Source organism: Isoptericola croceus (assembly GCF_029382255.1).
GTDB lineage: Bacteria > Actinomycetota > Actinomycetes > Actinomycetales > Cellulomonadaceae > Isoptericola > Isoptericola croceus.
Window position 1 is genome coordinate 1 of sequence record NZ_JARLLG010000008.1, and the last position, 20,544, is coordinate 20,544.

Annotated in this window: 17 protein-coding genes, 1 pseudogene and 1 riboswitch; of the genes and pseudogenes, 7 read left to right on the forward strand and 11 right to left on the reverse strand. The window is 71.7% G+C overall.

Annotated features, from left to right (window positions below):
* The first annotated feature begins 387 nt into the window (after nt 1–387).
* Nucleotides 388–1,038, forward strand: coding sequence for a histidine phosphatase family protein (locus PZC42_RS15825; RefSeq protein WP_277212565.1), 651 nt, complete (start codon nt 388–390; stop codon nt 1,036–1,038).
* Nucleotides 1,039–1,068: 30 nt separating this feature from the next.
* Here the strand turns inward: PZC42_RS15825 and PZC42_RS15830 are convergent, their stop codons facing one another.
* Entirely contained in the window at nt 1,069–1,473 is a 405-nt protein-coding gene (locus PZC42_RS15830; RefSeq protein ID WP_277212566.1) for a hypothetical protein, read from the reverse strand.
* A gap of 321 nt (nt 1,474–1,794) precedes the next feature.
* Nucleotides 1,795–1,952: riboswitch (cyclic di-AMP (ydaO/yuaA leader) on the forward strand.
* An 87-nt stretch (nt 1,953–2,039) separates the two neighbouring features.
* Here PZC42_RS15830 and PZC42_RS15835 point away from each other — a divergent pair.
* Complete coding sequence (locus tag PZC42_RS15835) at nt 2,040–2,879, forward strand: M15 family metallopeptidase (RefSeq protein WP_277212567.1); 840 nt, start codon at nt 2,040–2,042, stop codon at nt 2,877–2,879.
* Nucleotides 2,880–2,924: 45 nt separating this feature from the next.
* Here PZC42_RS15835 and glmS read toward each other — a convergent pair whose 3' ends face one another.
* The 4 genes from glmS to PZC42_RS15855 all read right to left on the reverse strand — a co-directional run bounded on the left by glmS (nt 2,925) and on the right by PZC42_RS15855 (nt 7,299).
* Nucleotides 2,925–4,763: a glutamine--fructose-6-phosphate transaminase (isomerizing) gene (glmS, locus tag PZC42_RS15840; protein WP_277212568.1), complete on the reverse strand. Its 1,839-nt coding sequence runs from the start codon at nt 4,761–4,763 to the stop codon at nt 2,925–2,927.
* Nucleotides 4,764–4,803: 40 nt separating this feature from the next.
* Complete coding sequence (locus tag PZC42_RS15845) at nt 4,804–5,064, reverse strand: hypothetical protein (RefSeq protein WP_277212569.1); 261 nt, start codon at nt 5,062–5,064, stop codon at nt 4,804–4,806.
* 73 nt (nt 5,065–5,137) lie between these two features.
* Nucleotides 5,138–6,322 (reverse strand): ice-binding family protein, encoded by a 1,185-nt coding sequence (locus PZC42_RS15850; protein WP_277212570.1) that lies wholly within the window; start codon nt 6,320–6,322, stop codon nt 5,138–5,140.
* Between the two features lie 389 nt (nt 6,323–6,711).
* Complete coding sequence (locus tag PZC42_RS15855) at nt 6,712–7,299, reverse strand: TetR/AcrR family transcriptional regulator (RefSeq protein WP_277212571.1); 588 nt, start codon at nt 7,297–7,299, stop codon at nt 6,712–6,714.
* 80 nt (nt 7,300–7,379) lie between these two features.
* Between PZC42_RS15855 and PZC42_RS15860 the strand changes: the two genes are divergently transcribed.
* Nucleotides 7,380–7,778 carry a DUF1304 domain-containing protein gene (locus PZC42_RS15860; RefSeq protein WP_277212572.1) on the forward strand — a complete coding sequence of 133 codons (399 nt, stop codon included), beginning with the start codon at nt 7,380–7,382 and terminating at the stop codon, nt 7,776–7,778.
* 53 nt (nt 7,779–7,831) lie between these two features.
* The gene (locus tag PZC42_RS15865) at nt 7,832–8,851 is read left to right on the forward strand and encodes an NADP-dependent oxidoreductase (protein ID WP_277212573.1); all 1,020 of its coding nucleotides are present in this window, start codon (nt 7,832–7,834) and stop codon (nt 8,849–8,851) included.
* 50 nt (nt 8,852–8,901) lie between these two features.
* On the opposite strand, the gene PZC42_RS15870 is transcribed toward PZC42_RS15865, so the two are convergent.
* Nucleotides 8,902–9,888, reverse strand: a complete 987-nt coding sequence (locus PZC42_RS15870) for an adenosine deaminase (protein ID WP_277212574.1) — start codon at nt 9,886–9,888, stop codon at nt 8,902–8,904.
* Nucleotides 9,885–11,147 (reverse strand): MFS transporter, encoded by a 1,263-nt coding sequence (locus tag PZC42_RS15875; RefSeq protein WP_277212575.1) that lies wholly within the window; start codon nt 11,145–11,147, stop codon nt 9,885–9,887. Before PZC42_RS15875 ends, PZC42_RS15870 begins: the two co-directional genes overlap by 4 nt.
* A gap of 118 nt (nt 11,148–11,265) precedes the next feature.
* Here PZC42_RS15875 and PZC42_RS15880 point away from each other — a divergent pair, with 118 nt between their 5' ends.
* A complete protein-coding gene (locus PZC42_RS15880) occupies nt 11,266–12,852 on the forward strand; it encodes a carboxylesterase/lipase family protein (protein WP_277212576.1) in 1,587 nt (528 codons plus the stop codon).
* An 84-nt stretch (nt 12,853–12,936) separates the two neighbouring features.
* Here the strand turns inward: PZC42_RS15880 and PZC42_RS15885 are convergent.
* The 4 genes and pseudogenes from PZC42_RS15885 to uxuA all read right to left on the reverse strand — a co-directional run.
* Nucleotides 12,937–13,092 (reverse strand): annotated as a pseudogene (locus PZC42_RS15885) (mannonate dehydratase); the annotation flags it as partial.
* Complete coding sequence (locus PZC42_RS15890) at nt 13,089–13,460, reverse strand: MerR family transcriptional regulator (RefSeq protein ID WP_277212577.1); 372 nt, start codon at nt 13,458–13,460, stop codon at nt 13,089–13,091. The pseudogene PZC42_RS15885 and the gene PZC42_RS15890, both read right to left, overlap by 4 nt.
* Nucleotides 13,457–14,428, reverse strand: a complete 972-nt coding sequence (locus tag PZC42_RS15895; RefSeq protein ID WP_277212578.1) for an aldo/keto reductase — start codon at nt 14,426–14,428, stop codon at nt 13,457–13,459. The genes PZC42_RS15890 and PZC42_RS15895 overlap by 4 nt, the downstream gene beginning before the upstream one ends.
* Nucleotides 14,429–14,563: 135 nt before the next feature.
* On the reverse strand, nt 14,564–15,766 hold the full coding sequence (gene uxuA, locus PZC42_RS15900; protein WP_277212579.1) for a mannonate dehydratase: 1,203 nt from the start codon (nt 15,764–15,766) through the stop codon (nt 14,564–14,566).
* Between the two features lie 115 nt (nt 15,767–15,881).
* Here uxuA and PZC42_RS15905 point away from each other — a divergent pair, with 115 nt between their 5' ends.
* Nucleotides 15,882–19,547 carry a glycosyl hydrolase 115 family protein gene (locus tag PZC42_RS15905; RefSeq protein WP_277212580.1) on the forward strand — a complete coding sequence of 1,222 codons (3,666 nt, stop codon included), beginning with the start codon at nt 15,882–15,884 and terminating at the stop codon, nt 19,545–19,547.
* On the forward strand, nt 19,544–20,542 hold the full coding sequence (locus PZC42_RS15910) for a LacI family DNA-binding transcriptional regulator (protein ID WP_277212581.1): 999 nt from the start codon (nt 19,544–19,546) through the stop codon (nt 20,540–20,542). The genes PZC42_RS15905 and PZC42_RS15910 overlap by 4 nt, the downstream gene beginning before the upstream one ends.
* Nucleotides 20,543–20,544: the final 2 nt, after the last annotated feature.

A 20,544-nucleotide genomic window follows, 5' to 3' on the forward strand; every position in this document is an offset into this window, starting at 1 on the left:
GTCCCAACGTGTCGCCGAGCGGTGCGGCTTCCGACGCGAGGGTCTGCTGCGATCACACCTTTCGTTCCAGGGCAGACGCCGCGACAGCCTTGTCTACGGACTGCTGCCGGGCGAGCTGACCCGGTGACCACGTCATTTCATCGCCGTATCGTGCAGGCGCGGGGCGTCCGTGCTGCCAGCCAGCCACGGCCAGGTCAGGTCAGGCCAGGTTTCGAAACATCCGGAACCCGATTCTGAGGTGGCTCGCAATCGGTCGCTTCTGACCTGGGCGGAAGACTGAACCTGACCGCCGCGGCGCTACGCACCCCGTACGAAGGACGGTCCCGGTGCGTGGGCATCTAATGTGGCTGGTCGGACAACCCTGAACCGAGAGAGGAACTGGGAGAGTTGCGGAACATCTACGTCGTCGCGCACCCGGAGGCGAGCCATCACACGGACGGTGTCGTCGGAGGGTGGTACGACTCCGAACTCACCGAGCGGGGCAAGCAGCATGCTGACAGCATCGCCAAGGCCCTGGCAGCAACCCTCGACCGAAGCAGGGCGGAGATCATCTCGTCCGACCTCCTCCGTGCACGGCAAACCGCCGAGGTGATCGCCAGCTCCTTGGACACTGCCGTGACGCTGGACCCCGACCTCAGGGAGAAGTCGTTCGGGGAGGCCGAAGGCAAACCCCAGGCCTGGCTGCGGGAGCGAAGCATCCCGCTCCCCGGCGAAGGCGAGCGGCTCAACCACGACGAAGGAATCGCTGGGGCGGAGACCCGGTGGCAGCTCGCCGAGCGCTGCTACCGCGCGATGACTCGCATCATGGACTCCAGGGCTGAGGACCAGATCGTGGTCACCCACGGCGGCCCGACCACCCTACTGATCGCGGCCTGGATCGGGATGCCCATCGAGGCTGCCGGTCGGGTCCAGTTCCCAACCAGGTCCGGGAGCATCACGATGCTGCGCAAGGACCCGCGCAACTTCAGCCACCAGGTGACACGACTCAACGATGTCAGCCACCTGGCGCACGACGTCGAGGTTTCGAAACGTCCATAACCCGAATCTGACGCGCCTCAGAATCGGTCGTTACTGCTCGCGTTCGGGAGGCTTGGGGTCGTTGCGTAGCACGGCGGCTCCGCGGGCGCGCCTCGTGACGGCGCGGCGGTCAGGGTCGTCGCTCCATTCGTAGGGCACCCAGTCGTCCGCGAGTTCGCTCGGGTTGTGCGCCCAGATGGCCTCGTGTGCTTCACGCCAGGCAGCGTCCGATCCCCATACAGGGACGACGTCGGCGCACCGGTGCCCCTCGCGCCAGTGGCGGGAGACGGTGGACTTGGGAGCGCTCAGCGCGGCCGCCGCCTCCCGCACGGACATGCCGGCCTCGCGCGCATCGAAGACGGCCATGTGCAGCAGCTTCGCCTCGAAGGCTGTAGCGACGCTGGCTCGTTCCCGGGCGACCCGGTATGCCTCGCTGGTACTGACGAACTCCGACATCGCCGGCCTCCCTCCGGTGTCCCACGGCGGGACACCGTCAACTGCCCACGGTGGGACAGGCGGGTCAATCGGTGTTTTCTGACCCGCCGCGGTCCTGGAAGCTTGCCCCGCGCGAGCCCCTCGCCGCTTGGTCAAGGGCCGGTCATGTTACGTAGCCGGAGGTTCGTGCAATCTAGGTTGCATCTCGACAGCCGGGCCGCACGGCCGGTACGTAGCCTGCACGAACGTGCCGTTATGTTCTCGTGACAATCACGGTTTCGCGAGGTAGATTTTGCTTGCCTCGCGAAACGCGGGGTCCGTCGCACGGGCGCCGAGCCCTGTCACCGTGCGTCGCCGACCAAGACGGACACGGGGCGGGGGAACCAACGACGGGCGCCACGGCGCCCTTGGGGTGAAGCCGACCGCGCAGCGCGCGGCGGCCGGGTCAGTCTCCGACCCGAATCCGACAGCTAACCTCGTAGGCGCCTGGAGATGACGATGACCCGGTACACCCGCGCGCCCGGACCCTTCGACGAAGCGGCTCCACCCGACCCTGCCCGGCGAGCGCACGGCAGCGCGTCGCCGCGATGAAGCACTCCCGCCCCCGACAGGCCACCCCGCCCACCCGACGCCGCGGGCGACACTTCGCCGAGACACCCGCACCGTCCCGCCGCGCTCTGCGCACCGGACAGGTCTGCGCGGGTGTCGTCCTGATGCTGGCCACGACGACGGCCATCGTCGCCCCCGCACTCGGACCCGACGATGCCCGGGCCGAAGGCACCGAGGGCACCACGACGGCGGACGCCGTGGCGGTCGCCGCGGCCGAGCAGGCGATCGCGGCCCGTTCCGGTGAGACAGGCGACGCCCGCACCGGTGACGCCGTCGTCGTCGACCGGGATGCCAAGGTCTCCCGCGACGGCGACCGCATCGACCGGGACACGATCGACATCGTCCCTGCCGAGACCGCCCCGCCGGAACCCGAGGCCCCCGCGCCACCACCGGGCTGCGACCCCGCGATCGAGCCCCAGGGGACCAACGGTCGCCTCTCCACCGCCGAGCTCTGTGCGCCGTGGGACGGCACGGTGCTCATGCGCGCCGACGCGGCCATCGCCCTCGCGGCGTTGAACGAGGCCTACATGGCGCGGTTCGGGGAGCGGATGTGCGTCACGGACGGCTACCGCAGCTACGACCAGCAGGTGACGCTCAAGGCTCAGAAGCCGGCACTGGCGGCCGCGCCCGGCACGTCCAACCACGGCTGGGGCCTGGCGGTCGACCTGTGCCCGGAGACCTACGCCGGCGAGCGGTGGGCCTGGATCGCCGCGCACGGCCCGGCAGAAGGCTGGGACAACCCCGCCTGGGCCCGCGCGGGCGGCGCGGGCCCCTACGAGCCGTGGCACTGGGAGTTCAGGGCCGCCCCCACCTCCTGACGACGCCGACCGGCGGCGACAGGAGGCGCGGGCGTCCCGGGTGGATCACTCCACCGTGACGGACTTCGCGAGGTTCCGCGGCCGGTCGACGTCCTCGCCGAGCGCCACGGCTGCGTGGTAGCCGAGCAGCTGGGTGGGGATCGTCAGCAGGATCGGGTCGAGCTCGACCTCGTTGCGCGGCACCTCGATGCGCTGGGTCGCGGCGTCGCCCAGATCGACACCCGGGTGCGTGATCGCCACGACGGAGCCTCCTCGGGCGCGGATCTCCTGCGCCGCGGTGATGTTGCGCTCCACGAGGTCGTCGTCCGGGATGATCGCCACCGACGGCAGCTCGGGGCTGATCAGGGCGAGCGGGCCGTGCTTGAGCTCGCTCGTCGGGTACGCCTCGGCGTGCCGGTAGGTGATCTCCTTGAACTTCTGGGCACCTTCGCGCGCGACCGGGTAGCCCCGCACGCGACCGATGAAGAACAGGCTCGGTGCGGTCGCGAGCTCCCTCGCGGCCGCGGCCAGGGACTCCTCCCCGGCGAGGATCTCGGCGATCTGGCCGGGGATCGCCCGCAGCCCCGCGATGATGCGCTGCCCGTCCGCGAACGAGAGGTCGTGGACGCGGCCGAGGTTGAGCGCCAGCAGCGCGAACCCGATGGACATGTGCGTCAGCGCCTTGGTGGACGCGACCGCGACCTCGGGGCCGGCGTGCAGGTAGATGCCGCCGTCGACCTCGCGGGCGATGGAGGAGCCCACGGCGTTGACGAGGCCGACGACGGTCCCGCCCTTGCGCTGGACCTCGCGGACGGCGAACAGCGTGTCGGCGGTCTCGCCGGACTGGCTGACGACGACGTACAGCGTGCTCGGCTCGATGATGGGGTTGCGGTAGCGGAACTCGCTGGCGGGCTCGGCGTCGGCGGGGATGCGCGCCAGGTCCTCGATCATGGACGCGCCGAGCTGGCCGACGTAGTAGGCCGAACCGCAGCCGAGCACCTTGACCCGCTCGAAGCGTCGCAGGTGCCGCGGTTCGAGGTTGAGGCCGGCGAGCTTGGCGGTGCCGAAGCGGTCGTCGAGGCGCCCCGTGAGCATCCGCTCGACGGACTCCGGCTGCTCGTGGATCTCCTTGTGCATGAAGTGGTCGTGGCCACCGAGCTCCAGCTCCTCGACGGTGAGGTCGAGGGTGACGGCGGCGCGCGCCGTCTTCGCCTCACCGTCGGTGAAGCTGTGGAAACCGTCGGCCGTGACGGAGGCGAAGTCGCCGTCGTCGAGCAGCACGACCTGGCTGGTGTGGCGCACGATCGCGGCCGGGTCGGACGCGACGAACATCTCGCCGTCGCCCACGCCGATCAGCAACGGCGAGCCGTTGCGCGCCACGACGACCCGCTCGGGGGCCTGGGCGTCGAGCACGGCAAGGGCGTAGGTGCCCACGATCTGCCCGACGGCGGCACGCACGGCGTCCTCGAGCGTCAGGCCGGCCGACAGCTCGCGCGCCACGAGGTGGGCGATCACCTCGGTGTCCGTCTCGGAGGTCAGCTCGACGCCCTCCTCGGTCAGCCGGCTGCGCAGCAGCGCGAAGTTGTCGATGATCCCGTTGTGGACCACGTGCACGCGGCCGTCGTAGGAGGTGTGCGGGTGGGCGTTGCGCTCGCTCGGCTCACCGTGGGTGGCCCAGCGCGTGTGCCCGATGCCGGTGGTGCCGGCGAGCCGCGCGGGCAGGGCGGCCTCGAGGTCGCGGACGCGGCCCTGGGCACGGACGACCCTCGACGGGTGCGCGCTGGATCGCGGGTTGAGCACGGCGACGCCGGCCGAGTCGTATCCGCGGTACTCCAGGCGCGTCAGGCCCTCGACGAGGACGGGTGCTGCCTGCTGGGGGCCGACGTAGCCGACGATTCCGCACATGGTGCTGCTCCAGGATGGGTGAGTGGGACGGGGGTGCGATCTAGCCGTAGAGGACTCTGCGGACCTGACGCTCGGTGAGCTGCGGCGCGGCCACGACACGGTCGCGCAGCTCGTCGACGATCTGCGCGTAGATCTCGGCGTTGCGGCGCCCCGAGCTCTGCAGAGCGGCGTGCCGGCGCCGGACGTAGTCCTCGACCGGTTCGGAGTACCAGGCGAGGACGTCCTCGACCACTCGCGCGGCCTCGGACGGGCTCAGGCCCGTCGTCAGTGCCACGCGGGAGACCAGCTCGGCGTCGATCACCGGTCCATCATGCGCTCTCGACGCGCGAGTGTCCAGAATCTGCCCGATTTCGGGCAGGCTCGCCACCGAAGGGTCAGCGAGCCCACCAACGGCGGACCAGGATCACCCCGGCGAGGATGAGCAAGGCGCTCAGACCGAGCACCCGACCGACCGCTGAGCTGACACCCGACTGCGCCAGCGCCGACACCCCGGGCTGTCGCACTCCGTCGGTGCCGCCGACCTCGGCACCCTCGACCTCCGTGCCCTCGACCTCGACGCCTTCAACCTCAACCTCGGCACCATCAACCTCGACCTCGACGCCTTCAACCTCAACCTCGACGCCTTCAACCTCGACCTCGGCACCATCAACCTCGACGCCTTCAACCTCGACCTCGGCACCATCAACCTCAACCTCGACGCCTTCAACCTCGACCTCGGCACCATCAACCTCGACGCCTTCAACCTCAACCTCCGCGCCGTCAACCTCGACGCCGTCAACCTCGGTGCCATCAACCTCGGTGCCATCAACCTCGGTGCCATCAACCTCGGTGCCATCAACCTCGGTGCCATCAACCTCCGTGCCCTCGACCTCCGTACCTTCGATCTCCGTACCGTCAGTGTCGCAGCCCGGCATGGTGAAGACGTTGGTGTCCAAGGAGACCTGGGCGTTGCGAGCCAGCGCTCGACCTTCGACAACCGTTCCCGTGTCCACGGTGATCGAGGTCAGGGCCATGATGGTCCCCTTGAAGTCGGACGCCGTCCCGAGCGTCGCCGAGCTGCCGACCTGCCAGAAGACGTTGCACGCCTGGGCTCCGTTGGTCAGGACGACCTCGCTCGACGAGGCGGTGATCAGCGTCGAGGCGACCTGGAAGATGAAGGCCGAGTCCGGGTCGCCCTGACCGTCCAGGGTCAGCATCCCGCTCAGCTCCAGCGGGCCGGTGGAGTTGTAGACGCCCGCGGTCAGCGTCTGCCCGACGAGGTCTCCGTCGACAGAGGCCGTCGGGGCACGGCCTGCCGCGTCGTCGTAGGCGATCACGAGGTCGGACTGGGCTTGGGCGGCCTCGGCGTTACCGGCGTGCTGCGCGCCACCGACGATGCCTGGAGGGAAACCTGTGATGGCGTCGCCCGGGCTCACCCCGAGGTCACCTTCCAACGTGGTGGGACCGGTGTTGGTCACTGTCTGCCCCCCGAGCACCGAGTAGCTCGTGGCTGTGCCGAGATCGACCGCCGGCGGGGCGGCGGACGCGCCGAACGGCGTCAAGAACATACCTGTCGCCACCAGCGCGCTCGTCACTATCAGTGAGCCGAGGATCTTGCTTCTTCGGTGAGCAGCTGGGTGCATGTTCCCAGACTCGTGCCTCGCCGTTTGAAACCCCATCGTGCTGCCTTTCGTCGGCGGAGCGGCACGCCTTGAGGGAACGTCAGGAGCGGCGGTCCGAGGCGTGTTGTGCACGAGCAACGACCATTCCGCCGCCACAAGCATTCATGATCGTACGCCCACACGTCGATGTTCGGCGGTTGGGATCTTCGCACCGACGGATCGAATCGGGCAAAATGTAGGATAAACAATTCTCGACATTGCCCTGATTGCTCCGAATTGTGCGGAGCTATTCCCGTTCCACTATCGGGGCGAACAGGGCTGCCGGGCGACCTCGAGCCCGGCGCCTCTCACGAGCGAGGCCGTTCGAGCAGCATCAGGGCGCTGTCGAGCGATCCCACGGCACTGTGCGGGTCCACGCGGACCAGCGCGAAGGCGCTGACCACCAGGGAGGTGCACAGATCCGCCAGCCGGTCACGCTCCGACTCGGCGCGACCGGGGAACCGAGCATCCACACCACGCCCGAGCGCCGCCCGGAGCTCGGCCCGGTAGTCCGCGACCGTCTGGCGCACCGCGTCGTCCCGGGAGATCGGCGCCCCCGAGGCGTTGACCAGCAGGCAGCCGCTGTCGGCCTGGATCTCTCCGGGGCGGACGAGCGCTGCGCGCAACCCGGTGAGGTAGTCCACGACGGCCCCGGGCGCGACCGGGTCCGCGAGCAGCGGCCGCAGGCGCGGACGCACCACGTCGTCGAGATACGCCTGCACGGCGGCGTCGAACAACCCCCGCTTGGAGCCGAAGGAGTGGTAGATGCTCGATCGGTTCAGGCCTGTGGCGGCCTCCAGCGCGGGGACGGATGCGGCCTCGTACCCCGATCGCCAGAAGACCCCGAGCGCGGCCCGCACGACGCGGGCCGTCTCGAAGGTCTGCGTCCTGCCCATCGTGCACCCCCGGTTGTTGGAACGGTCGTTCCAGTATAGTTTGTGTACCGACCGTTTCAGAATGCAGCAGGGAGCACCCGATGATCGTCGCCGGACTCGTCCTGGCAGGCCTGGCCGCAGCCCTCCACGTCTACATCTTCTGGCTGGAGTCGTTCGTGTGGACCACGCGCGCCCGCGCCGTGTTCGGCACCACCGAGCAGGAGGCCGCGGCGACCCGCGAGCTCGCGTTCAACCAGGGGTTCTACAACCTCTTCCTCGCGGTCGTCACCACGGTCGGCATCGTCATGACCGCCATCGGGGCCGTCGGCTCGGGGCTTGCCGCCGCCGGGCCGGCACTCGCGCTCGCCGGCGCCGGGTCGATGGCCGCCGCGGCCCTCGTGCTCTTCGTCTCGTCGCCCGGGAAGCGCGGCGCGGCACTGAAGCAGGGCACGGTGCCGCTGCTCGCCGTCGTCGTCCTCGCCGCCGGCCTCGTCCTCTGAGGCGCCCCTGCATCCCCGTCACCCTCCCCGCAGCCAGCAAGGCAGGTCTTCGCATGCCCAGCATCACCTCCACCCAGGTCCAGCTCGCCGCCCGCCCCACCGGCTGGCCCACCGAGGACACCTTCCGCACCGTCGAGGTCACCTACGGCGACCTCGCTCCGGGCCAGGTCCGCGTCGTCAACGAGTTCGTCTCGGTCGACCCGTACATGCGCGGCCGCATGAATGACGTCAAGAGCTATGTCCCGCCCTTCGCGCTCGACGAGACCATGACCGGCGGTGCCGTCGGCCGCGTCGTCGAGTCCGCGGCCGACGACGTCCCGGTCGGCTCCGTGGTGCTGCACCAGCACGGCTGGCGGGACGTCGTCCAGGAGGACGCCCGCGGGTTCCAGGTGGTCCCCGAGATCCCCGGTGCACCCCTGTCCCTCTACCTCGGCATCTTCGGCCTCACCGGGCTGACCGCCTACGTCGGCCTGACCGCCGTCGCCGACCTCCACGAGGGCGACACGGTCTTCGTCTCCGGCGCCGCCGGGGCGGTGGGTACCGCCGTCGGGCAGATCGCCCGCCTCCTCGGCGCCGGGCGCGTCGTCGGCTCGGCAGGCTCGGCGGAGAAGGTCGACCTGCTCACCGGCAAGTACGGGTACGACGCCGCCTTCAACTACAAGGACGCCCCCGTGCGCCGCCAGCTGCGCGAGGTCACCCCGGACGGTGTCGACGTGTTCTTCGACAACGTCGGCGGCGACCACCTCGAGGCCGCGCTCGACCGCATGAACACCGGGGGCCGCCTGGCGCTGTGCGGCGCCATCTCGCAGTACAACGACACCGAGCGCACGCCCGGACCGGACAACCTCGCCAACGCCGTCACCCGCGGCCTGACGCTGAAGGGCTTCACGCTGCCGAGCTACATGGACCACGCCCCGAGGTTCCGTGAGCTCATGACCGGCTGGTTCTCCGAGGGCAGGATCGCCTACGACGAGACCGTCGTGGACGGCGTCGAGAACGCGCCGCAGGCCTTCCTGGACATGATGCGCGGCGGCAACGTCGGCAAGATGGTGGTGCGCACCGGCGCAGCCTGACCTTCCACCGACTGATCCTGCCCGGCGAGGCCGCGCGTGGTGCCGGCGCGTCAGGCCGACGCCGCGGCGATCCGCGCGAGCAGGGCGTCACGGCGGTCGCCGGGCAGGAACGACGCGCGCACCGAGTTCTCGGCGAGCCGCACGCGGTGCTCGTGGCTCAGGCCCAGCGACGTCGTGAGCGCCGCCAGGTTGTCGTCCAGGTAGCCGCCGAAGTACGCGGGGTCGTCGGAGTGCACCGAGACGTTCAGGCCGCGCTCCAGCATCGCCACGACCGGGTGGTCGGCGACCGTGTCGACCGCCCGCAGCGCGACGTTCGACAGCGGGCACACCGTCATCGGCACCTGCTCCGCGACGAGCCGGGACACCAGCGCGTCGTCGTCCATCGAGTGGATGCCGTGGTCGATCCGCTCCACGTGCAGCACGTCGAGCGCCTCGGTGACGTACGCGGCGGGGCCCTCCTCGCCCGCGTGCGCCACGAGGTGCAGCCCGGCGGCCCGCGCCCGGGTGAAGAGCCGCGCGAACTTCGCCGGCGGGTTGCCGACCTCCGCGGAGTCGAGCCCGATCCCCACGATCGGCGCGCCAGCCGCGAGCAGCCGGTCCAGGACGTCGAGCGCCTCGGCCTCGTCCCTGTCCCGCAGGAACGCCGCGATCAGCACCGTCGAGACGCCGTGGTCGTCCTCGCTGGTGGCGAGCACGGAGCCGATCCCCTCGACGACCGTCTCGAGGGGGACACCACGGACCAGGTGCGCCTGCGGGTCGAACATGATCTCCGCGTGCCGCACCCCCGCCCGCGCGGCCCGCGCGAGGTACGCCGTCGTCATGTCCGCGAAGTCCTGGGGTTCGCGCAGCACCGCCATGTTGGCGTAGTAGAGGTCGAGGAACGACTGCAGGTCGCGGAACGCGTAGGCGGCGCGCAGCTCCTCGACGTCGCGGTAGGGCACGGTGACGTCGTTCCGGCGCGCGAGCTCCATCACGAGCTCGGGCTCCAGCGTGCCCTCGATGTGCAGGTGCAGCTCCGCGTACGGCAGGTGGGTCATAGCTTGATCCTCGGTGTCGCGCGGCGTCCCTGCAGCACGGCGCCGGCGAGGACGATCGCCGCACCGGCGGCGGGGACGACCAGCAGCCCCACCCGCAGGTCGCTCGCGTCGGAGAGCAGCCCGACGGCCGGCGGCGTCAGGAGGAACCCGAGCCGCATCAGCCAGGTGACGACCATCAGCCCCGTCCCGGCGCGCAGGCCCGGCAGCTCGTCGGCGGCGTGCATCGCCGCGGGGATCACGGTCGCCACGCCGAAGCCGGCGACGGCGAACCCGACGACGGTCCCGGGGACCGACGGGAAGGCGAGCGCCAGGCCCATCGAGACGGCGACGAGCACACCGCCGGCGCGCGCCACCGCGCGCTGGCCGAAACGGTCGACGAACCGGTCACCGGTGGCCCGGCCCACGAACTCGGCCGCCATGAACGCGATGAACGCGGTGGCCGCGACGGCACCCGAGGTGTCGAGCGACCCGGACAGGTAGACGGCGGCCCAGGAGTTCGTGGCCTCCTCGACCACGGTGCCGGAGATGGCGACGACGACGAACGCGGCCAGCAGGAACAGGGTCCTCCCGCGCAGGGCCGACGGCGGCACGGCGACGTTCGAGGTGGCCGGGCGGGCCGCGGCGGCCGGGCGCGCCTCGGCCGCGCGCTCGTCGGCTGCCCGCTCCTCGCCGTCGAGCCCCGGCAGGCAGAACCGCAGCGTGGCGAGCGCGACCGCCGAGAAGAGCACGCCGGTGACCGCGAGGTGGATCCCGAGCGGGATCTCGAGCGCGATCGCCGCGGCGGCCATCGCTCCGCCCACCACGCACCCGACCGACCACAGCGCGTGGAACGAGTTGAAGATCGACCTGCCGTACCGGCGCTGGACCCGCAGGCCGTGCGCGTTCTGAGCGACGTCGGTGAACGCGTCCGACGCGCCCGCGGCGAACAGCGCGGCGACGAACAGCGCCAGGGACGGCGCCGCGCCGGCGCACAGCACCCCGACGGACGTCAGGACCGTCCCGAACGCCGCGACGCGCGCCGACCCCAGCCGACGGACCACGGCACCCGTCGCCAGGCCGGAGACGATCGCCCCCGCCGGGAACGCGACGACCGCCAGCCCGTACACGGTGTTGCTGAGGTCCAGTGCGGTCTTGATCTCGGGGTACCGGGGCAGCAGGTTGGCGAACAGCGCACCGTTCGTCAGGAACAGCGCGGCGACGGCGGCACGTGCCCGCCGCTCCGTCCGGCCCGGCCTCCCGGGCGTGGTCACGGTGCTCATCGTGGGCCATCATCGCGCAGCCGTTCCCGCTCGGCAGCGCCGGTGGCCGACGTCGCTGGGCGGGCACGCCGGGCGCCTGGATATCCTGGCTCCCTCCGGAAGGACGGAGGGAGCATCCGTGGCCAGCACCCGTCCCGAGGTCCGCACGCGCGCCGGCCGGGTGCGCGGCTCGTGGCGAGGAGTCCCGGGTGCGCCCCGCTCGACGGCGGTGTTCCTCGGCATCCCCTACGCCGAACCGCCGACGGGCGACCTCCGCTTCGCGCCGCCGGTGCCCCACCCGAGGTGGCACGGCGTCCGCGAGGCCACCGCCTACGGCCCGACGCCGCAGCGCGGCGACGCCGGCATCACGCTCATCCCCGAGCCGTCCGTCCCGGGCGACGCGACCCTGAGCGTCAACGTCTTCACCCCGGCGCCGGACGACACCGCGCGGCTGCCCGTGCTGGTCTACGTCCACGGCGGCGGGTACACCTCCGGGTCGCCGGCGAGCCCCTGGTACGACGGCGCGGCGTTCGCCCGTGACGGCGTCGTCACCGTGACCCTGTCGTACCGCCTGGGCTTCGACGGCTTCGGGTGGGTCGACGGCGCTGCGTCGAACCGAGGGGTGCGCGACTGGATCCTCGCCCTGGAGTGGGTCCAGCAGAACGTCGCACGGTTCGGTGGCGACCCGGACCAGGTGACGATCGCCGGGCAGTCGGCCGGCGGCGGCGCGGTGCTCACCCTGCTCGGGATGCCGGCGGCCCAGCACCTCTTCCGTGCCGCGTGGTGCCAGTCGGGCGCGCTCGCGGACGTCCCCGAGGACCGCGCCCGCCAGGTCGCACGACGCCTCGCCGGGGCTGCCGGGGTCGATCCCACGCTCGACGGCTTCCGGAGCGTGCCAGAAGCCCGGGCCCTCGCGCTGCAGAAGGAGGCGGCACGGCCTCCGGGCGGACCGCTCACCCTCGCCGTCGACGAGCTGAGCAACGGCACCTCCCTCGGCCCGGTCGTGGACGGCGACCTGATCCCCCGCCCCACGATCGCCTCGCTCCGCGCCGGGGTCGGTGGCGACAAGCCGCTCGTGCTCGGCACGGCCGACGACGAGTTCTCGATGGTGCTCGACGGCGTCCGGCGCGGGCTCCGGTGGGTCCCGCCGGGCCTCGCCCTGACCCTGCTGAGAGTCCCGCGGACCCGGCGACGCGCCTACCTGGAGGCGAACGCCGCCCTGCGTGCGCAGGGCACGGCGCGACTCCTCGGGAGGTACGTCACCGACATGGTGTTCCGGCGCGAGGTGGTGCAGGTCGCCCGGGCCCGCGACACAGCGGCCCCGACGGCGCCGACCTGGATTTACCGGTTCGCGTGGACGTCCCCGACCCACGGCATCGCCCTGCACTGCCTCGACGTGCCGTTCTTCTTCGACGTCCTCGACGCACCGGGCGTGGAGCGGATCGCCGGCGACCGCCCACCGCAGCGCCTGGCGGACGAGGTGCACGGCGCGGCCGCGGCGTTCGTCCGTACGCTCGACCCGGGCTGGACCTCCTGGACCGACGCCCCGGGCACGGCGCGCGTCTGGGACACGACCGGCCCCGGCGAGCAGGCTGACGCCTACGCCGGTGCCGAGCCGCTGGTGCGGTCCCGTCCCGTTCCGGCCGACGGCGCCTCGGCCGGCGCGGACGTCAGCGCAGCTGACGCACCGCGAGCTCCACGCCGCGCAGCTCGGCCAGGCCCTTGAGCCGCCCCACCAACGAGTAGCCGGGCCGCCGTGCTCCTCGCGGACGATGGCGTCGATGACGCCCACCATGTCGACGTCGCCGCCGAGGTGGGCGGCCTCGTGGAAGGTGCGCGGCTCGGTCTCGCGGCGGGTGGAGCGCAGGTGGGCGAAGTGGATCCGGGGGGCGAACTCGTCTGGATTCGTCGGCGAGCAAGTTGAGCAAGAGCCGACAGGAACAGTGCCGTGACTGCGCTGCGTCACGTGGAGCAACGGGCGTAGTCCTCGATCTTGCGGTCGATGAGGGCGAGAGCGCTCTCGAGTTGACGGCGCTTGGCGAGGATGCGTTCGCGGTGTTCTCGCAGCAGGTCGAGCCGTTCTTGCACCCCGTCGGGGTCGTTCGCTATTAGCCTCGTGAAGGAGGCGATGTCGGCGAGGGGCATCCCGGTCTCGCGCAGGCGCAGCAGCACCTCGATCAGATGCACGTCCTCGTCGCTGTATCGGCGGCGGCCAGCGGCATCCCGGGACGGCTCTGGCAGGATGCCGCGACGCTCGTAGTAGCGGACGGTGTCGGGATCCAGACCGAACCGCGCCGCGACAGCGCCCACCGCCTGATGGGTGTCGATACTCATCCAGCCATCCTGACAGCCTCCAGCGCATGGATGTCCTGCTGCGGCAGCGTCGTCTTCACCGCGGTCGCGGCCGAGCGCAGCTGCTCGATTGAGGAGACGCCCACCACCGGGAGCACCCCGGTCGCGCGCTGGGCCATCCATGCGAGAACCGTTTGCCCGCTGTCGAGACCAGAGCGGCCGGCAACCTGTGCGAGCACGGCAAGAGCCTCGCGGTTCGCTGGCGTGTCGTATCCGTCCGGCAGCGGCCGATCGGGTCGTGTGTACGCGCCGGAGAGCAGTGGCGAGTAGCCGAGCATCGTGATCCCGCCCGCCGCGCACTCCGCGGCCACAGCGTCATCGAGCAGGACGTGCGGCGACAGGTCCGTGCCGACCGCCGGATTCAGGAACGTGAATCGCTGTTGCAGGAACCGGTAGCCCCTGTCGTGACCGCTCGCGGCGTCGATGGCTTCCCTGAGGCGCGGGGCAGGCAGATTGCTCGCGCCGATCTCGCCCACCAGTCCCTCGTCGCGAAGCTCTTCCATCGCACCGATCGTCTCGGCGAGCGGCACCGTCTCGTCGTCGATGTGGGCGTAGAGAAGGTCGACACGATCAGTACCCAACCGTGCCAGCGATGCGTGGAGCTGCCCGCGGATCGCGGTGGGACTCAGACCGACGGCATCGGCCAGATTCTTGCTGCCGTGCCGTGGCCTGGCACCCACCTTCGTGGAGAGAAAGATGTCATCGCGACGCCCCGGATGTGCGGCGAACCATCGTCCGAGGCACTCCTCGGACTCGCCGCCGGTCCCGCCGGGAACCCAGAACGCGTAGTTGTTCGCCGTGTCCCACGTACGAACGCCCAGGTCGAACGCCTCGTCCAGGACGTCGACGCCGATGGCCTCCGGAACGGTCGTGCCGAAGTACATCGTGCCCAACGTCATCTCGCGCGGTCCGCTCAGACTCCTCGTTGCTTCCCCATCCATGATGGCCATGTTCCGAGTTGGACCGTGGTCCAGGTCAACTACATCCTCGACATTGACTTCTGAGTTCCCCTGGACCAGCACGCCGCCACGATCGATCCAACCCGTACCCAGCCGACGCTCAGCGTGAGTACCCGAGGTTGGAGCTCACCTCCTGAACGTTTGCGAACGCGCCAGCTGACGCACCGCGAGCTCCACGCCGCGCAGCTCGGCCAGGCCCTTGAGCCGCCCCACCAACGAGTAGCCGGGCACGGCTGCCGCGCGCTCCGACGCCTGCTCGGCCAGCAGCAGGTGGCCGTGGTCCGGACGCATCGGGATCCGGGCGCCGCCGTGCTCCTCGCGGCGCCGCTCCTCGCGGACGATGGCGTCGATGACGCCCACCATGTCGACGTCGCCGCCGAGGTGGGTGGCCTCGTGGAAGGTGCGCGGGTCGGTCTCGCGGCGGGTGGAGCGCAGGTGAGCGAAGTGGATGCGCGGGGCGAACTCGTCGATCATCGCGACCAGGTCGTTCTCTGCCAGCACGCCGAAGGAGCCGGTGCAGAAGGTCAGCCCGCTGGTGGGGCTGGGCACGGCGTCGAGCAGCCATCGCGCGTCGGCGGCCGTCGACATGATCCGGGGCAGCCCGAGCACGGGGCGCGGCGGGTCGTCGGGGTGGATGCCGAGGCGCACGCCGCACTCCTCGGCGACGGGGACGATCGCCTCCAGGAAGCCCACGAGAGCCTCCCGCAGGGAGGCGTCGTCGACGTCGGCGTAGGCCTCGAGCTCGGCGCGCAGACCGTCGAGCGTCCACGCCTCCTCCGAGCCCGGAAGACCTGCGGAGACGGTCTCGACCAGCCGGTCGACCTCCGGGGGCGTCATGGCGTCGAGGTGGCGGCGGGCGCGCTCGACCTCGGCGTCGGTGTAGTCGGCCTCGGCGCCGGGGCGCTCCAGCAGGAAGAGGTCGAACGCCGCGAAGGCGTCCTGGTCGAACCGCAGCGCCAGCGCCCCGTCCGGGAGCGGGTAGGCGAGGTCGGTCCGCACCCAGTCCAGCACCGGCATGAAGTTGTAGCAGATGACGTCGATACCGCACGCGGCGACGTTGCGCACGCTCTGGGCGTACGTCTCGAGCCACCGCTCGTAGCCGGGCGCGCGGCGCTTGACGTCGTCGTGCACGGGGATGCTCTCCACGACCGACCAGCGCAGGCCGGCCGCCTCGATCTGCTCCTTGCGCGCGGAGATCGCCTCGACCGTCCACACCTCACCGTTGGGGACGTCGTGCAGCGCGGTGACCACGCCCGTGGCACCGGTCTGGCGGACGTCCGCCAGCGTGATCGGGTCGCGCGGTCCGAACCAGCGCCAGGTGTGCTCCATCGTCATCCTCCAGATCGCTCCATCGTCGATGGCAAACGTTGTCACGAGACCTCGTCGCGGTCAACTGGCCCTGCGTTTGCTGGACCGACAAACGTTTGCACTTTAGGATCGGCCCATGAGCTATGTCATCGACGACCGCGACGGCACGACGCTGGCCGCCGCCGGCCGCACGACGGCGGTCGCCGTCGACCCGGGCGAGGCCACCGCTGTGCTCCGCGCCACCGATCACCTGGTCACCGACCTCGCCCGCGTCTGCGCCGGGGCAGACGTCCTCGGCACCGACGACGGGGCGCACGCCACCGTCGTCGTGGGCACGCTCGGGACGAGCCAGCTGGTGGACGACGCCGTCGCCGACGGTCGCCTCGACGTCACCGCGCTGCTCGACGACGACGGCCGGCCCGCCTGGGAGGCGTTCTTCGTGCGGACCGTCGGTGACCAGCTCTGGATCGTGGGCGCCGACCGGCGCGGCACCGTCTTCGGGGTCTACGACCTGTGCGAGCGCGCCGGCGTCTCCCCGTGGCACTGGTTCGCCGACGTCCCCGTGCGGACCCGCGAGCACGTGACCGTCGCGCGCACGACCGACCACGCGGACCGTCCCGCGGTGCGCTACCGCGGCATCTTCCTCAACGACGAGGAGGAGCTCGACGCCTGGGCCCGCAAGCACACCCCCGACGGCACCATCGGGCCGACCCTCTACGCCCACGTGTTCGAGCTCGTGCTGCGCCTCAAGGGCAACTACCTGTGGCCCGCCATGCACGTCAACGCCTTCAACGCCGACCCGGCCAACGGCCGGCTCGCGCACGAGGCCGGGATCGTCATCGGCACCAGCCACTGCGACATGCTGCTGCGCTCCAACGAGCACGAGTGGGCGCCCTGGGCGGCGGAACAGGCCCGGGCGGGCCACGTCGTCGAGTACGACTACTCGATCGAGGGCACCAACCGCGACCTGCTCCACCAGTACTGGCGCGAGAGCATCCAGCAGAACGCCGACTACGAGGTCGGCTGGACCGTCGGCATGCGTGGCATCCACGACACCGGGTTCATCACCTCCCGGATCGACGACGACCCGGAGCGTTCCGAGGACGAGAAGCACCGGGCGCGCGTCGCGCTGCTCAACCAGCTCATCGACGACCAGCGGGCGCTGCTGGCCGACGAGCTCGGCGCGGAGCGCGCCGCCGGGGAGCTGCAGTGCTTCGTCCCGTACAAGGAGGTGCTCCCCCTCTACGACGACGGCGTCGAGATCCCCGAGGACGTCACGCTGATCTGGTCCGACGACAGCTTCGGGCACGTCCGCCGCTTCCCGGACGAGGCCGAGCGCCGACGCAGCGGCGGTCACGGGCTGTACTACCACTCGTCGTACTGGTCGCCGCCGTCGCGCAGCTACCTCTTCATCTCCTCCATGCCGCTCACGCTCATGAAGAACGAGCTGAACAAGGCCTGGGACCGCGGGATCCGCACGCTGTGGGTCAACAACGTCGGCGCTCTCAAGCCCCTCGAGCAGGACACGGAGTTCTTCCTGCGATACGCCTGGGAGGTCGGCAAGGAGGAGGACGGCCACCAGACCACGACAGCCGACGTCCCGACCTGGACACGCGACTGGGTGGACCGGTCGTTCTCCGGCGGCATCGGCGAGCGCGTGGGGCCGATCATCGAGGAGTTCGCGCAGGTCACCGACGTGCGCAAGATCGAGCACCTGAGCGGCCAGGCCTTCTCGCAGACGGCGTTCGGCGACGAGGCCGCCCGACGGCTCGACCGGCTGCGTCAGCTGGCCGAGGAGGTGTCCACCGTGTGGGCGGGGCTGCCCGACCGCGAGCGCGACGCGTTCTTCCAGCTCGTGGCGCTGCGGGTGCACGCCTCCTACCTGACCAACGCCCAGTTCGTTCACGCCGACCGCTCGGCGCTCGCCTACGCCCAGGGCAAGATGGCGGCCGCGGACCACCACCTGGCCCTGTCGCGACGCTTCGACGGCTACAAGCGCGCCATGCTCCGCTCGTACAACGCGGTCATGTCCGGTGGCAAGTGGGACGGGATCATGACGCCGGAGGACTTCCCGCCCCCGGCCACCGCCCTCTTCCCGGCCGCCCGACCGGCCCTGGAGATCGCCGAGGCCGGGCTCGGCGTCGTCGTGTGGGGCCAGGAACCGACAGGCTCCGACGCCGCCGAGCTCGCGCTGGACTTCGCGGCGTACGGCACGCGGGCGAAGTGGATCGAGGTGTTCAACACCGGCGCCGGCGAGATCGAGGTCACCCTGCGGGCCGACCCGTGGATCGAGCTCGGTGCCGAGCGTCTCACCGTCGGCACCGAGCGCCGCGTCGCCGTCCGCGTCCCCGCGGACGCCGCGGACCGGGCGGGCGAGATCGTGGTGCGCTGCGAGACCGACGGGAGCACCGTCGTCGTCCCCGTGCGGACCCACGGCACAGTGCTGACGGGCGGTGTGCCCGACGACGGGTGCGCGGTCGAGGCCGACGGGTACGTCTCGCTGCAGGCCGACGCGCCGGACGAGCAGCACGACTCCGCGGAGAGCTCGTGGGCCGTCGTGCCCGGGCTCGGCCGCGGGGGCGGAGGGCTGCTCGAGGCGCGTGGCCGGGCCGCGAGCGCCGACCCGCGCCACCTGCACGACGGCGGGTCGGTCGGCTTCCACGTCCACCTGGAGACCGCCGGCGCGCACCTGCTGGAGCTGTACCGGTTCCCCAACCTGGACTCCACCGGGCGTCTGCGGGTCGGGGTGTCGGTGGACGACCAGCCCACCGTGCTCGTCGAGTCGCCCACCACGGACGAGCACCGCGGGGTATGGGAGCAGGCCGTGGTCGAGAACGTCGAGCGACTGACGGTCCGGCTGCCGTTCCTGGGTGCGGGTTCGCACACGATCCGCCTGCACGTGGTCGACGAGTGGTTCGCCCTGTCCTCGCTGGTGCTGTGGACCGGCGAGCGGCGCACCACGGCTCTCGCCCCGCCGTCGAGCACCCGTGCCGGTCAGCCCGCACCCCGGCGTGACGACCCCGACCCCTCGCAGGCGGACCTCACCGCGCTGGACCACGTCGCCCGGACGCTCTACGGCGTGCTGCCCGACGACGTCGCCCCGCACCAGGCGGTGTTCGTGGGACGCGAGTACTGGTCCACGCCCACCACGTTCACGCGCAACGAGGTCCTCGCGCAGCCGAAGCTCGGCCCGGAGCGCTACGGCGCACACGCGGGCGGCACGAAGGACGTGCTCGCACAGCTCTCGAGCGGGGTCACGGTGGCCGACGGCGGCGTCCTGGCCCTGGAGGTCGAGCGCACGCTGCGCCAGGAGCCCGGCGCGTGGACCACGCCGAGCACCGACGAGCCCGTCGTGGGCTGGACCCACACCCAGGCGGAGACGGACGGGCGCACCGGGCTCGCGATGCACGTCGACGCCCCCGGCCGCCGCTGGGACTCCCCGCACCTCGCCCCCGGGCTGCACCTCCGGGTCGACGTGGCCCGGCCGGGCACCTACGCGGTGTGGGCGCTGGTCAAGTTCGACGGGGACACCGACGACGCGCTGACGCTGGCGGTCGACGGCACCCCGCTGCCGCCCGAGGCCCAGTTCTGCGGCGGAGAGATGTTCAGCTTCGGTACCGCGCAGGCATGGATCTGGCACGAGCTGACGGACGTGGAGCTCACGCCAGGTCAGCACGTGCTCTCGGTCCTGGCGCGCAAGGCCGGCCTGCGCGTCGACCGGCTCTACCTGACCCTCGGCGACGAGCGCCCCCCGGTCGACGCTCACTGGGCCGAGACCCCCTGCGTCGAGGTCGGCTCGTGACCCGGCGGGCCACTCTCACGGATGTCGCCGGGCGCGCCGGTGTCTCGGTGTCGACGGCATCCCGGGCGCTGCACCGTCCCGGCCGGGTGAGCCCCGCGACGACGGAACGGGTGCAGCAGGCCGCCGACGACCTCGGGTACGTCCCCAGCGCGGCCGCGCGCCAGGTCCGCTCCGGGCAGTCCGGCACGATCGCGCTCGTGGTCCCCGACCTGACGAACCCGTTCTTCATGGCGCTGGTCCGCGGGTCCACGCGGCACCTGCGCGCCCACGACGTCGTGCAGGTCGTCGCCGACGTCGAGGAGGAGCCCCGCACCGAGGAGCAGGTCGTCGCAGCGCTCGCCGGCCGGGTGGACGGCATCGTCCTCGCGGCGTCGCGCCTCGACCGGGCCGCGCTGACGGGCTGGGGCCGGCGCATCCCCCTGGTCGTGATCAACCGGGACGTGGCCGACGCCGAGGTGCCGACGGTCACGATCGGCACACAGGGTGTCGTCGCCGCCGTGGAGCACCTCGCCGCCCACGGTCACCGGCACGTCGCCTACGCCGGCGGGCCGGTGACGTCCTGGTCCGACGACCGGCGCCACCGCGCCGTCGTCGAGACCTGCGCCCGCCTCGGGGTGCGTCTCACCGCACTGGGCCACCACGCGCCGCGGCGCGACGCCGGTCCAGCCGCCGCCGATGCCGCCCGGCGCACCGGGGCGACCGCGCTCCTGGCGTACAACGACCTGCTCGCGTTCGGTGCGCTGGACCGGCTCGCGGAGACCGGGGTGCGGGTGCCGGACGAGCTGAGCGTGGTCGGGCACGACGACGTCTTCGGCGCCGATCTGACCACCCCCGCGCTGACGACCGTCGCCGTGCCCGCCGAGGACGTCGGCGCCCGGGCGGCCGCGCAGCTGCTGGCCGTCCTCGACGGGGGGGACCTACCGCCGTCGGACCGGCACGTCGACCTGCCGACGCGGCTCGTGGTGCGGGGCTCGTCCGGCGCCGCGCCGCGCTGAGC